Raw genomic sequence first — 14635 nt, forward strand, 5'->3', positions numbered from 1 at the left:
CAACTACGCAAAATGAGAGGTTGATAAGAAAGATAACGCAACCTCCACAGATATAACGATTTACAAACTTTCTCGTCTTTGAGATGTAATATTGCAGATAGTTCTCTTTATAAATAAATTACTATCTTTGCACTATCAAATCAAAACAGAGATAGTCGGCAAGCCACTATTTCGAGAAAGACATAGATATTTATAGATAACCAATTATGAACGTCAGTCCTAAAAATCTTTGGGATAGTTGCCTCCAGCTCATAAAGGAGAATGTGACCGAGCAGCAATTTGACACCTGGTTTCGTCCGATTGTATTACAGTCGTACAAGCCAGCATCAAAGACATTGTTAGTTCAGGTCCCAAGCCAATTCGTATATGAGTATTTGGAAGGTCATTACGTAGACTTACTACGTAAGGTGTTGACGCGTGTCTTCGGACAAGGCGTACAACTGACGTATCGTGTAATGGTTGACCAGGAGAATCACTTGTCACAAGACTTAGAGCAGGACACCGTAGAAGACATCTCTTCACAGCGTCCTACTGCTCGCGCTAATCAGAGCCCAACCGTGTTGGATACAGTGCCACAGGACCTCGATTCGCAGCTCGATCCTCATAAGTCATTCAGCAACTATGTTGAAGGCGACAGCAACAAACTCCCTCGTTCTATCGGTCTTTCTATCGCAGAACACCCTAACACAACACAGTTTAACCCAATGTTCATCTATGGACCATCGGGCTGTGGTAAGACCCACCTTGTTAATGCTATCGGATTAAGAGCGAAGCAACTCTATCCACAAAAGCGTGTGTTATACGTGTCTGCACGTCTGTTCCAAGTACAGTACACCGATTCTGTACGACAGAATACTACCAACGATTTTATCAACTTCTATCAGACAATTGACATTCTGATTGTCGATGATATTCAGGAATGGGTTACTGCTACAAAGACGCAGGACACCTTCTTCCACATCTTCAACCACCTTTTCCGTAACGGAAAACGTATTATCTTAGCGAGCGACCGTCCACCAGTAGATCTCAAGGGTATGAACGACCGCCTGCTGACACGTTTCTCTTGTGGACTGATTGCAGAGTTAGAAAAGCCAAACGTACAGCTTTGTGTGGATATTCTCCATAGCAAGATTAAGCGTGATGGTCTTAACATTCCAGAGGATGTAGTGCGCTTCATCGCCGAAACTGCTAATGGTAGCGTACGTGACCTTCAAGGTGTTATCAACTCACTCCTCGCTTACAGTGTCGTTTACAATAGTAATATTGATATGCGATTGGCTGAGCGTGTTATCAAACGTGCAGTGAAGATTGACGACGAACCGCTGACAATTGACGATATCATGGACAAGGTTTGCTCTCATTATAACGTTACGATGTCGGCAGTCAACTCTCGTTCTCGTAAGAAAGACATTGTGATGGCACGCCAAGTGAGCATGTATATGGCACAGAAATATACGAAGATGCCTGCAAGTCGTATCGGAAAGTTGGTGGGTAATCGTGATCACAGCACCGTAATCCACAGTTGTTCAAAGATTGAAGACCGACTAAAGGTTGACAAAGGATTCCATGCTGAAATCGCAAGTATTGAAAACTCTTTTAAGTTAAAAGCATAAGGTATTAGTTTGAAAGTCTGTCGCATGGTCGTGGCAGGCTTTTTTAATTGACTTAAACCTTACTCCCTCACCTGAAAATAACCTTCCCCTCACTCTGAAAAATTATTACAAAACAAGCGTAGAAAACTCTCTTAAAAGCTCCAAAAAGTACTGGTTGTAATGTCTTTGTAACTCTCAGAGCATCAAACACTTGCACAAGTGCATTTCAAAAGGTGCTTACTTCGAGTTCAACAGGGCGTTAGTAAGCACCCAAAAGGGCATCTTTTGCAAGCCAATTGGGCGTCTTTTCGAAGCTAAAAGAGCATCTTTTCAAAACGAGGATGTGAAAAATAATTACATTCATTGTAAGGAGTGGTTTTGGAGATGGTTAAGGATACCCATTTAAAATTGTTCATTTTGGGTAGGACTGTTTGGCATTAAACGTAATAAAAAAGGTTCTTCCGGAATTTGGAGTGATAAAGATTTGTCCAAACTTAGTTCTCTGACGAAAGGTTACACGGAGAAAAGGAGAGGACAGAGGATTATTAAAAAAAGCAATGGAAGTCACGGAGGCACCGTCGGTGCATAGAGCGACGGAGCTTGTTTGCCAATTCTATTAGCAATTTATATACAAAGCGTTTATCCCCAAATAGTTATCAAGAATCTGTACGCTACACCTCCGTCGCTCTTTGTGCCGTCGGCACCTCCGTGACATTGCGTTTACCTCCGTTCCCTCAGTGACTCCGTGTGCCTATTATATAAGAGTTTTAGTCTATCACTCCATATTTCGGAAGAACCACTTTTCTAAGCAAATCCTTATCCCGAACTGGCGTAACAACTACGAAAGACATCAAGCATACCACCCCCTCTCCCCTTTGGAGAGGGGCAGAGGGGTGAGGCTTTTTCCCTACTTCTAGGTATTGCACTATTCCTTACAACATCCTACCTTTGCATTAACAAATCAAAGGTGAGCTCTAGAATCATTGATAAGGTCACAAAAAGCCCTATGGGGCGTGCTGTGACTATATCGAAGATTTACAGAACATACCTGAATTTAAAACAATTTAAAATGATAAAGAAAAGAACCGTAAAACAGATTTTATGTAAATCGGCGTTTGTTTTCGCCGCTACGTTCGTTCTTTCGCTGCCCACTTACGCAAGGCACGAGAACGAAGTGAAAGTTAATACCGAAGCCAATATTAAGGGACGCGTTGTGGATAGTAAAACACAACATCCTCTTTCGCACGTGAGCGTGCTGGTTTTGGGTACAGTTATCACTACCACCACCGATGCCGATGGCCATTTTATGCTGCGAAATCTGCCTGTGGGAAAGGTGATTGTGGAAGTGCGCTCGGCTGGTTATAGGGCTTACAAACACGAGGTGACAACGCAAAAAAATAATACCCATGAGCTGAATGTGATGCTCAAACCCGACGAAATTGCGCTCGACGAGGTTGTTGTGTCGGCCAATCGTAGTCAAACACTTAGACGTGAGTCGCCTGTGGTTGTGAATGTTCTGGACACGAAGTTGCTCGAGTCTACCCATTCTACAACCTTGGTGCAGGGTTTAAACTTCCAACCGGGCGTGCGAACCGAAGATAATTGCACCAATTGCGGATTCTCGCAGGTGCGCATCAATGGGCTTGATGGTCATTATTCGCAAATATTAATCGACTCGCGACCCGTTTTCACGGCCCTTCAAGGTGTTTATGGACTCGAACAGATACCCTCTAACATGGTGCAACGTGTTGAAATTGTTCGCGGTGGTGGCTCGGCGCTCTTCGGTGCTTCGGCCATTGGTGGCACCATCAACATCATTACCAAAGAACCTAGCGAAAATTCGGCCGATGTGGCGCACACCATCACAGGCGCAACAAATGGCTCTACTGCTTTCGACAACAACACCACGGGCAACCTATCGGTTGTTACAACCAATAATAGAGCTGGGTTTTATCTCTATGGACAAAGCCGACACCGCACTGCTTACGACCGCGATGGCGATGGTTACACCGACCTTCCCACGCTAGATAATAAAACTGTGGGGCTTAGCTCTTTCTTCCGACTCACCGATTACTCCAAAATAACCCTTAAATACCACGGCTTGAAGGAGTATAGACGTGGCGGAAACAAACTTTACTTGCCTGCTCACGAGGCCAATATTGCCGAACAAATCGAACATACCATCAACGGCGGAAGTTTGGGCTACGACCTCTTTAGCCTTAATGGTAAGGGACATTTCAGTGCTTATGCCTCGTTTCAAAACGTTGACCGTAAGAGTTATTACGGCGGACTGGGCGAACTGGCCACCGCTGCCGATGGACTTAAGGCCTTGAACGAAGCCTATAAACTGGGACTTAACCTCGATATGAGCGAAGACGATGCCGCCACGCTGCCCGCCAACCAACAACAAACGCTGGCCGATGCGCAAGCCTACGACAAAGCACAACGAGCCTATAACCTTACGTATAACATCAATTACATAGCTGGTGCGCAATATGTGTACAATTTCGACCGTCTGTGGTTCATGCCTTCGAGTCTTGTTGTGGGGGCCGAATATAGCTACGACCGCATTAAAGACCACTCTCTGGGCTACAACAGCCTGATGGAACAGCGCGTGAATATTGGTAGCTTCTTTGCTCAAAACGAATGGAAAAACAACCATTGGGGCTTGCTTCTGGGCGGACGACTAGACAAACACAACCTTATCTCGCATCTTATCTTTAGTCCGCGCGTTAATCTGCGCTACAATCCCACGCCCAACACCAATTTCCGACTTACTTACGCTGGCGGATTTAGAGCCCCACAGGCTTTTGATGAAGACCTTCATACGCGTATTGCTGATGGCGACCGTGTGAAAATTGCGTTGGCTAAGGATTTGAAAGAGGAACGTTCGCACAGCTTTAGTGCATCGGCCGACCTCTATAAAAGTTTTGGAACAGTACAAACCAACGTTCTTATTGAGGGCTTTTACACACGCCTTAACAACATGTTTGCTACACGCAAACTGGCTGATGATGTGATTATTGATGGCGCACGTGTTGAAGAACGCTTCAATTCTAACGGTGCAACGGTGTATGGAATTAACCTCGAGGGCAAGGCTTCGCTCTCGTCGTGGGCGCAATTGCAAGCTGGTTTTACTTGGCAAAACAGCCGTTATCGCACGCCCGAAGAATGGGACGACGATGCTGCTCCCGAGTTTAAAACCACTAAACGTCTGCTGCGAACGCCCAACACCTACGGATATTTCACCCTCACTGTGCATCCCACCATCGATTTTGCCCTATCGTTATCGGGCGTTTACACGGGTAGAATGTATGTTGGTCACCCCAAAGGGGGGAGCGAGCGCACCAACGACTTTGCTATCATTGAGCACACTCCCGCGTTTCTCACGCTTAACCTGAAGCTTGCCTATAATTTCTACATAACTAAGCAGGTGAAATTGGAGGCTAGTGCGGGGGTGCAAAACATGCTCGATGCTTACCAAAAGGATTTGGATAAAGGGGCTTCGCGTGCCTCCGACTATGTTTACGGACCTACTCAACCCCGCAGTTTGTTTCTTGGGGTGAAGTTTTCGTACTAGGTATTATGTCTTTTTATCCAAAAACAGTGGGTAGAGTTGTTTTGATTTTGTGTATTGCTGGACACATTGCCGATGTTGTTATTGAAAATGTGGTGCACTACGCTCAAACAATATCATAGGCAAGATGCCGACAAGCCAACAAAAGATGAACTGGATGAAATGTAAGCAACATCAATTGTGTGATTAGTGGTCTTACAATTGATTTGGGTTTAAAAAGCTGGGTGTAATGATTGAAAGCTACGGTAAATAGACTTTACAAAACGCATTTCAGTACTACACCACTTCTAGAAAGGCAAAAACGCCTGTAGGCGATGCCCCAAAATAGGCTTTTAATGCCCCAAACGAGACCAAAATGGTGTAAGTGCTTGTGCATAAGCACGCTAACACAAAAATGAATATTGCATAAAGGCAGGAGCTTAAATCATAACTTTTGCGCTGCTTTTTGAGTTTTTAGTGAGAAAAAGGTGCTAATTCTATGCTTATTGCGCCTTTTTCCCACTTTTTTTGTGGTTCACGTCAGTTGTTTTTGCATAAATTGGGGCTCAGTAGGAAAAAGGTGGGGATTATGCATATAGTTTTTTGATTCTAAACAAAAAGAAACTTTTGTCCCTGACTCCTCTCAGATTCGTTCTGAATAATTTTATTTTTGAGTTGAAAGATTCTGCTGCCGCATTTGATGCTCTATTGTTGTAAAAATTAAGGATATCATCATAATGTTCATAGAATGTAGCTGCAATAACATTGAAAGAATCAAACCCTGCCTCTTCCACCTTATTGTACCATTTAGCCATTGATAACCTTGCTGCATTTTTGATGGTATTCTTGGCAAAAATCATTCTTAAGGAATGACACAGACCATAGGCCGTCTGAAGCTTAGGATAAAGTTCGAAGAGTATCTTAGCTCTCTGTTTCTGTGAGTCTGTCCATTTCTCCGAAGACTTGAACAGAAGATATCTACTCCTGGCTAGCAGTTCCTTCTTCGTATCTCCATTCTCAAAGGTGCGAGGTTGATACTTCTTTCCTATAAGTTTGGCTTCCTGCATTTCATCATTTGCCTCCTGTATGGCTCTCCAACGATAGTCTATCCTCATCTGCTGTACAGCATCACAGGCAAGCTTTTGAACATGAAACCTATCAATGACTCGTTTGGCTTTAGGGAAGCTATGGCGTACTATCTTACGCATACTGTCTGACAAATCTAGTGTTACCTCCTCGACCTTTTCACGCTTTTGTTCATCTATCCTATCGAGGGCCTCACATACCTTCTCAGACTTTGTTCCAGCAACCACTGCTACAAGGCAGCCCTTCTTGCCATGTCTGTCCCTATTAGTTACTATCGTATAAAGTTCTCCGTTGAAGAGAGCGGTCTCGTCTATGGCAAGATGTGAACCAATATTATCAGGAAACACAAGCCAGTCTTCAGCGTGATCTAGCTGATCCCAATCCCTATAGCCGCTAAGCACCTCCTTATATTGTTTCTCAAACTGATGTCCATCGATATGATAAAATTCCTCAAGCGTACGGCAGGTCACTGGGGATGTCTCCATACGTTTCTTTTAAAAAAGCTCCGAACTCTTTGGAATAACGAGTGCCGGAGGCTGTAATATCAATCTGTAAAGGAAGAGAGAAACTCTTGCCTGTACGCGTATCTAACCAACGACGACGGCGAAGAACAAGAATAACTTTATGGTCACGAATAGGGAAGTCGGTAACCTCTACGGCATCCATAAAGCCTTTAGACTCAAAATGAAGGTCATCGGAAAGTTCTTTCTCCATCTTCTCGTCAAGATGGATACGTAATAATGAAGGACTAGGTTCTATTTTAACTACAGAGAAGTATTCCAATACATCCTTAGGGAGAACCAACGATGCTAAATGATATAGATAAGTATCTTCCATAATGCAAAGGAAAGAAAAAGATATCAAATAAAGAAATTTCCCCACCTTTTTCCTACTGAGCCGTAAAAAGTAAGTGTGGTCTTGTCTGGACTTAGTTGTGCATAAGGTTGTGCTACCTTCTTAAAATATCCCGTTTCAGGGTTTGCCATAGCTGCATCAGTGTTGTCGGCATTGTAAGCCACCACACCTTTAAGTTTGGTACAGCCAGTAAACATACTTGGGGAATACTCACATTCCCATGCCCTTGCAGAGAATATGGTAGTAAGTTTCTGACAATCCTTGAACATATATGCCATATTCTCTACTTTCTTCGTATTAAAGTGATTGAGATTGAGTGTTTCAAGGGACTTACACTCTCTGAACATATTGCACATATCCTTCACCTTCACAGTATTGAAACTTTTGAATTCAATACTTTTCAGCGCAGTGCATCCATAGAATAAGTTTCGCATATCATCAACATTATTAGTCTCAAAGCTTTCAAGATTAAGGGTTTCAAGCGCACTACATCCTTCAAACATAGAAGTCATATACAGAACATTCTCTGTATCAAAACTTTCAAGATTAAGGGTTTCAAGCGCACTACATCCTTTAAACATAGAACTCATACTCTGAACATTTCTTGTATCAAAGCTTTTAAGGTCAAGTGTCTTTAGAGTACTGCATGTCTTGAACAGTCCTCCCATATCCTCCACATTTTTAGTATCAAAACTCTTGAGGTCAAGTGTCTCAAGAGAACTGCAATTTTCGAACATTGAACCCATAAGCTTCACACTTTCGGTGTTGAAACTCGTGACATTGAGCGTCTTTAAAGTACTACAATCTTGAAACATCGCTCTCATATCTACTACTTTAGTTGTGTTGAAGGTCTTGAGGTCAAGTGTCTCAAGTGCGCTACACTTCTCAAACATAGACATCATATCTGTCACATCAGAGGTGTTGAGATTATCCCATCCTTCAATAGTAGTCAATGCCTGATAGAAGTAAAACCAATAAGCAGTGGTGGTTGGACGGTAATTTTTGAAAGAAGCATCAAACACAACCTTTGTGGTCTTAGTGTTAGGGGAACTGTGTTCGCCAGCCCAAAGAGGAATTGAATTAAATTGGGCATCTTTGTCATTGACCCCCCACGTGGCACCTGCTCTACTACTACGCTGGCTGTCATAGTAGAAAGTAAGTGTCGACTTGTCAGGACTTTGCTGTACATAGGCTTGTATTGTCTGTCCCTGCACTCTTTGAGGAAATGCAAAAAAAGCACCCAGCATAGCGATGATAATCACGCAAAAACGCTGTAAGGTTAATCTACTTGTTTTCATAATCATTGTTGTTAATTGATTTTTTGATTAAACATTAAATGTAAGATAATTCTATTGTCAAGGTAGGTAGTTATTTTTGTTCAGAAAAAGTATACCTGTCTCATCATTTGCAGAACATTAAATTAACATTCTTGTGCAAAAATAATGTTTTTTATGATTGCGTCCAAGTATAGAGTGAAAAATATATAAAATAATACTTGGAAACGTAAAATAACGATATATCAAACAAAGTCGCTATATTTGTAGTTCGGCACTTCAAAACAAACTTTCCTGTCACTGCTGTCATCAGTTGTGGTAGTTTAACTTGTTGATTTACAATGAACTCTACGCAAATGTTAAAATGACAGCAAATGAAAATAAAAGTAAGCTGAGCTAAATGCAATATAACGGAGATGGCGATGGACAAAGAGATACAGAGATGAAACATAAGTTTACTGATAAGTTTTGGCATAAATGCTTTGAGTTTGAAATCTCTAATCAAACTCGTAAATATTTTCCGTTACTTCATGCCGCGACGGTATCTCTGTGTCTTCTATTACTTTGTTTTTAATAATCCTCTATGTTCTCTGCTTCTCTGTTTGACATTTATTGAAATGCTAAACTTAAGAGCAAGTCTTATTATTCTAAATTACTGAAGACTCTTACTTATTAATTCCAATTTGGTTATTAGGTTACAATATGTTTAGGCTTTAATGACAGATTTGGGTTAAATTGATTTCTCTTTTTATTTTATAATGTTATTTCTTACTTTATATTTTTCTATAAAGTAGTGCTTTTTATGTGGGTTTTTGTTTGTTGTTATATGTCTGATATATAGGTTGTTATGATTTGTGTTGGGGTTTGGGGGGTTATAGGAAGGCTTATATTGATTTATATTATATCAGTGGAAAGTTTGTACTCACCTTTTGTGTCGTATTTTCTTTGTAATATTGTACTCGGAAAGGAAATGGAGAAGCCTAAATCATTATTGGTGAGTAAGAGGGATTCGATTTATATTATAAGATAAAATCTGATTTTAATAACCTTTTAATATATAAGTTTATGGGATTAAAAACATTTACAAAATCTATTTTATGTTGCGCTTTATTCGTTGTTGGCGCGTTGTCTGCAAAAGCTGCTGATTGCTTAGTAATTGTCGGTGAGGCTACGTGGGGTGGTTGGAATCTTGGTCAATCTACCGTTATGCAGAAGTCTGATGAGAATGCTGATGTCTTCAAGGCAACTGTTCATCTGGATGCAAATAAGGAGTTTAAGTTCTTGACTGAGCTTGATTGGGGTAAGTTGGAGTATCGTGCTGGAGTAAGTTCCGTGACATTACAGTCGGGTGTTGAGGCTCCATTGGTTAGTAGCGATGAGAATGCTGATGATAATAAGTTTAGTGTTTCTGAGTCTGCTAACTACGAGATTGTTTGTAACTTGGCTGAGAAGACAGTGGTTCTTACTAAGGCTACCTATCAGACAACAGATTTGAAGCACACAGCTTTATGGATGATTGGTAGTGCTACAAAGGGCGGTTGGAGTATCGGTGAAGGTACGATTATGAAGGCAGATGCAACTAATCCTGCTAAGTTCTCAGCACGAACAGAGTTGAAGGCTGGTGAGTTGAAGTTTGGTACGAATGTTTATGCTGGCTTCGATCAGATGTTCTATTTGCGCGACTTGTCAGACGAGGGTAAGATTGTCTTTGGTGGCGATGATAACAAATGGAACATCACAGAGGAGGCTACATACGATGTTACCGTTGATGTTGCTGCGATGACAGTGTCATTTACTAAGGTTGATCCAACAGCGATTAGCACTGTAGAGACAGCAAATAATACACCTGCAGTTTACTACACATTGAGCGGTGTGAAGGTTGAGAAGCCTGTTGCTGGTGTTTATGTGAAGTGTCAGGGTGGCAAGTCTGTGAAGGTTGTAGTGAAATAAAACCTTGTTTCTTACAATAGTTGGGGTGAGAGAATAAGTCCTTTTGTATAATAAAACTTCTTACATTCGGTTATAAATAAAGCCATATCGACATCTCCCTACGGAGATGAAGATATGGCATTTTTGATTTGTAGAAAAGGTTTGTTATATTTTATGCGTACGGTAAATTAGGTAATCACCGTCCGCTTGGATTGTAAATTCATTCGATAAGGCTTCGTTTAGCGTTCCCTGCCATAGTTCGCTGAATGGATAGATATCCCATTTTAGTCCGTTACTACTTAGCTCCTTGCAGGTAGCATTGAAGATACTGACTTGCTGTCCGGGGAAAGAATCAAAACGAGTTGTACCTGATGCTGCGACAAAATAACCATAATCGGTAATCATCACTGGGTCGATAGCCAACTGACGATAGTAATAGAGCATGAGAGAGATGTTGCCCAAAGTATGATCTTCACGCTTGCCAGTTGCTCCGAGGTAACAGAAGCGAGGACGAGTATGGGTAGATGCATCCATCTTTAGATGTGAACGAGCAAAGAGAGTAGCCTTGGTCAGGTCGTTAAACTCCTGCTCCGAAATCGGATGATAGATGTGTGCATAGCGTTGTTTCAACTCTTCAGAGAGTGAGTCGCCATCGCCCACCACTGCTGTTGGCTCTATATCATATTCCAATAAATCCTTCAAAGCACCATCACAAACAATCAGATTCTCTGCAGTACGTAGGATGTGAAGGGGTAGGGCGTGGGTAGGGAAGTCACCCGCAGCAAGGATGACGGAACTAAAGCCTCCCCCAACCCCTCCGAAAGGAGGGGAGTGCTTAACGGAGTGTTCGTTGGGAATGTGTTGGTGTTGTCCGTTCTTATTTTTCTTTTTGTTATTGATAATCATTTGCGTTGCTGTTCTATATTGTTATTAGCCCTCCTTCGAGATGCGTTGTATATCTTTATTTATTGCAGTAACTCATCCTTCAGCCTATGAAGGTAGTTTTGGATAACTTTGAAGGAACCTTTCTTCCGTTAGGCATTCCCCTCTTTTGGAGTGCTTAGGGGAGGTCTTCCCTATTTGCACTCCCCTCCTTTCGGAGGGGTTGGGGGAGGCTTCTTCTCCACTTAAAGTACCCTGCCACTGCAATAACGGCATAGAAAGCATAGAGGCCTGCGGTGAAAGGAATCTCTTTATATACATAAAGTCCTGCTAATTCGATGTCGACAACAATCCATATCCACCACTGTTCGATGTATTTCTTTGCTAAAGCCCACAGACCGATGAAGCTGAGTGCATTGCCGAAGCTATCTAATACAGGTACGGTAGAGTTTGTGAACTTGATGAGGATGAGATAGAGAGCACCCCAGAGGACGAGGAAGACAAGCAGTGAGGGGAGTATCAACCGACGAGGATAGCGTGTGATAGGAATCTCCTCCGCCCCTTTCTTCCTTCCGAACTTCCAATACAAGAACCCATAGATGGCAGCTAATGTATAATATATCTGCATTCCAAAGTCCGCATACAGTCCTGCCTCGTAATAGACAAACATATAGATGACAGGCATAATAATCCCCGTCAACCAAAGCCATATACTCGCTTTGTATTCTTGATAGATGTAAATTAGGCCGACGATGCAGCCCAGCATGTCTAATGTCATAATGAATATGAAAGAAAAGCGACTAATAACAAACCAACCACCAACAAACCATCATCCACCACCAACCGGCCCCTCCCCCTTCCCCTCCCCCAAAGGGAGGGGCGTGAAATGTACCGTATGCTTGTAGATTGCTTGTAAAAAAGAGTCAACACTCAAGCAGGACAACTTGTTTACATGTAAACATGTCTACTTATAGACTCATGTTAATTACAAGGGGTATCTCGCTATCTACGCCCCTCCCTTCGGGGGAGGGGAAGGGGGAGGGGCCAGTTGTTAGGTCTTGTTCTATTTAAAACTTCACCGCAACACTTCCCATCACATTAAAGCCTGCCATTGGGATAAAACCAATCTGCGTATAACGGTTCTCGTTAGGATGACCGTTGTTGTCGAGGATTGAGCTGTACACCCATCCGCTGGCTGCATAATGGCGATTGAAGATATTGTTGAGGTTCACACCGAAGACAGCTTCCTTCAAACCAGCAATGTGCTTGGTAGGACGAAGTGTGTAGCTGAGGTTGATATTCGTCTGTGAATAGCATGGCAACGAACGTGTCATGTTCTCTGTATTGTCGAGATACTGACGACTGACGAAGTTTGTATGCCATACTGCCTCAAAGCCTTTATAATGGAGATTGAGCATACCATTGAGGATAGCTGATGGTGAGAACGCCAAAGTAGAGTGGTTGTAATGAATCTTACGGAACGAAGACTCCCAATCTACACTTGCCATCTCGTCAAAGTCCTTGATGATATTACGACTCAAAGCTGCGTTACCCTCAACGGTCAACCATGATAATGGACTCCATCCTGCCTCTATCTCAGCACCCATACGATAGCTGCTCTTGATGTTTGTGGTCAGATTCTCACCGATATCACTCTGCGCACCAGTCTGTACAAACTGGTTGTTATAGTCCATATAATAGAGGTTCACCCCTGCTCTCCAGTTGCGACCATTGTATTGATAGCCCATTTCGATATCCATCATACGCTCTGGCGATGGTGCAGGATAACTACCGTTGTTGGTGAAGTTATTACGTTCTGGCTCACGACTGGCGTGCGCAATAGAAGCGTATGCCTTGTGACCGCCACGATAATAGCTGATACCTGCTTTCGGATTGACGAAGTCATAACGCTCGCTGATGTCTAAGAGTTGGTTCTGATAGCCACTTCCTACCTTATAGAAACGGTCGTTCTGACCATCGGTCATATATTCTACATGACGAATCTGCAAATCCATAAACACATTCCAATAGTCTGCAAAGTTGTATTTTGCCTTGAAGAATCCGCTGTAATCATACTTATGTGCCTTAGAGTCATAATATTTATAATCATTGCCACCAGAACGATATTTCGCATCTGCCTCCTCATTCTTTATATAAGTAAGGTAGCCGAAGTGACTGCCACGGAACTGCTGCAGATTCAGTCCACCCGTTACGTCCCAGTTCTCGTCCTTGTAATTGCTGGTGTAAACAATGCCGTAGGTGTGCTGTGACAAACCTTTCAGGCGTACGAAGTCTGACTTTTTGATAAACTTACCATTGCTATCGGTGAATGCCAAGCCGAACTTAGCAAACTTTGTGTTATGCTTAAATTCGCTGTAATAGCCGTAACCGTAGGTGTAATGCAGGGTTACGTTATGACTCCAATGATTGGAAGGGTGGAAAGCAAACGATAAGAGGTTATGATTCTGATAGAAATTATCTGTCGTCTTGTTCCAGAATGAGCCGTCACGCATTGTGTAACGTGCTGTCTGGTAGTTGCCGTTTGCATCCTTTACGAAGGCTCCGTTAGCATCGGTCTGCAGGTATTCATAGAGTTGGTTGAACTTGCCCAAACCTCTGTCATACATATCTTTATAGGTCGTGATACCAGTCTTTACACCGTAGGTACCATCCATCAAACTCAAGTCATTGCTACCCGTAACGACACCGTTCCATGCTTGTCCAGTCTTCTCGAAGTTGCCGATGTTCTTATAGCTGATGCGGAAGTTATCGCCCAACCATGTTAGTCCACCATAGTAAGAACCCGAACGTCCACTCGTTCCGTTGACATATCCGTCTGTTGCGGTCTCGTGATAGGCTCCATCGAAGACAAGGTGATTGAACAACAGACCCGTAGAGAACTTCACACCTGCGTTATACGTGTTGTATGAGCCGTATGAACCACTCACCTCTACGCTTGGTTGTCGGCTTGGTGCACTCGTTGCCAACGACACCGAACCACCGAAAGCACCATCGCCATTGGTTGAAGTACCGATACCACGTTGTATCTGTACACTATTCATCAGCGATGCGTAAGAGTTCATATTTGCCCAAAACACCGTCTGATCCTCTGGCGAATTGAGTGCGACACCGTCTAAGGTGATGTTGATTCTACTGCCCGCAGCACCACGGATGCGCATTGCTGCCGTACCCGTTCCGAGTCCGTTCTCACCCCAAGCCAATACGCCCGGCGTCTGTGAGAGGAGGAAAGGCAGTTCACGTCCACTCTTTGAGAATGCCTCAAGTTCTGTCTTTTTGATATTAGAAACAGCGTATGGTGCACTCTTTGGCGCACGTACACCTGCCACGACGACCTCATCAAGATGCTGTTGTCTCAGTGTGTCCGTCACTGTTTGCGCCTTAATAGCTGCCACGCACGTCAGTGCAGCAGTAAATAGGATAATTCTTTTCATATCCCAGGT

General features: G+C 42.9%; 9 protein-coding genes. 3 read left to right on the forward strand and 6 right to left on the reverse strand.

Annotation, left to right across the window (positions count from 1 at the left end):
• Positions 1 to 206 precede the first annotated feature (206 nt).
• Both dnaA and PMEL_RS09305 read left to right on the forward strand, forming a co-directional pair.
• Entirely contained in the window at positions 207 to 1613 is a 1407-nt protein-coding gene (gene dnaA, locus PMEL_RS09300; protein ID WP_120175047.1) for a chromosomal replication initiator protein DnaA, read from the forward strand.
• Positions 1614 to 2661: 1048 nt separating this feature from the next.
• Positions 2662 to 5172 carry a TonB-dependent receptor gene (locus PMEL_RS09305; protein ID WP_120175529.1) on the forward strand — a complete coding sequence of 837 codons (2511 nt, stop codon included), beginning with the start codon at positions 2662 to 2664 and terminating at the stop codon, positions 5170 to 5172.
• 563 nt (positions 5173 to 5735) lie between these two features.
• Here the strand turns inward: PMEL_RS09305 and PMEL_RS09310 are convergent.
• The 3 genes from PMEL_RS09310 to PMEL_RS09320 are packed head-to-tail and all read right to left on the reverse strand — an operon-like array spanning position 5736 to position 8387.
• Complete coding sequence (locus tag PMEL_RS09310; RefSeq protein ID WP_120175048.1) at positions 5736 to 6719, reverse strand: transposase; 984 nt, start codon at positions 6717 to 6719, stop codon at positions 5736 to 5738.
• Positions 6685 to 7071: a hypothetical protein gene (locus PMEL_RS09315; protein ID WP_120175049.1), complete on the reverse strand. Its 387-nt coding sequence runs from the start codon at positions 7069 to 7071 to the stop codon at positions 6685 to 6687. Before PMEL_RS09315 ends, PMEL_RS09310 begins: the two co-directional genes overlap by 35 nt.
• Positions 7072 to 7094: 23 nt before the next feature.
• On the reverse strand, positions 7095 to 8387 hold the full coding sequence (locus PMEL_RS09320; RefSeq protein WP_172586785.1) for a BspA family leucine-rich repeat surface protein: 1293 nt from the start codon (positions 8385 to 8387) through the stop codon (positions 7095 to 7097).
• 1041 nt (positions 8388 to 9428) lie between these two features.
• Between PMEL_RS09320 and PMEL_RS09325 the strand changes: the two genes are divergently transcribed.
• The gene (locus tag PMEL_RS09325) at positions 9429 to 10313 is read left to right on the forward strand and encodes a SusF/SusE family outer membrane protein (protein WP_120175051.1); all 885 of its coding nucleotides are present in this window, start codon (positions 9429 to 9431) and stop codon (positions 10311 to 10313) included.
• 144 nt (positions 10314 to 10457) lie between these two features.
• On the opposite strand, the gene PMEL_RS09330 is transcribed toward PMEL_RS09325, so the two are convergent.
• The 3 genes from PMEL_RS09330 to PMEL_RS09340 form a co-directional block, all read right to left on the reverse strand.
• The gene (locus tag PMEL_RS09330) at positions 10458 to 11198 is read right to left on the reverse strand and encodes a thiamine diphosphokinase (RefSeq protein ID WP_120175052.1); all 741 of its coding nucleotides are present in this window, start codon (positions 11196 to 11198) and stop codon (positions 10458 to 10460) included.
• A 154-nt stretch (positions 11199 to 11352) separates the two neighbouring features.
• On the reverse strand, positions 11353 to 11952 hold the full coding sequence (gene pnuC, locus PMEL_RS09335) for a nicotinamide riboside transporter PnuC (protein WP_120175053.1): 600 nt from the start codon (positions 11950 to 11952) through the stop codon (positions 11353 to 11355).
• 289 nt (positions 11953 to 12241) lie between these two features.
• Entirely contained in the window at positions 12242 to 14626 is a 2385-nt protein-coding gene (locus PMEL_RS09340) for a TonB-dependent receptor (RefSeq protein WP_120175054.1), read from the reverse strand.
• Positions 14627 to 14635 lie beyond the last annotated feature (9 nt).

The organism is Prevotella melaninogenica, assembly GCF_003609775.1.
Classification (GTDB): domain Bacteria; phylum Bacteroidota; class Bacteroidia; order Bacteroidales; family Bacteroidaceae; genus Prevotella; species Prevotella melaninogenica_A.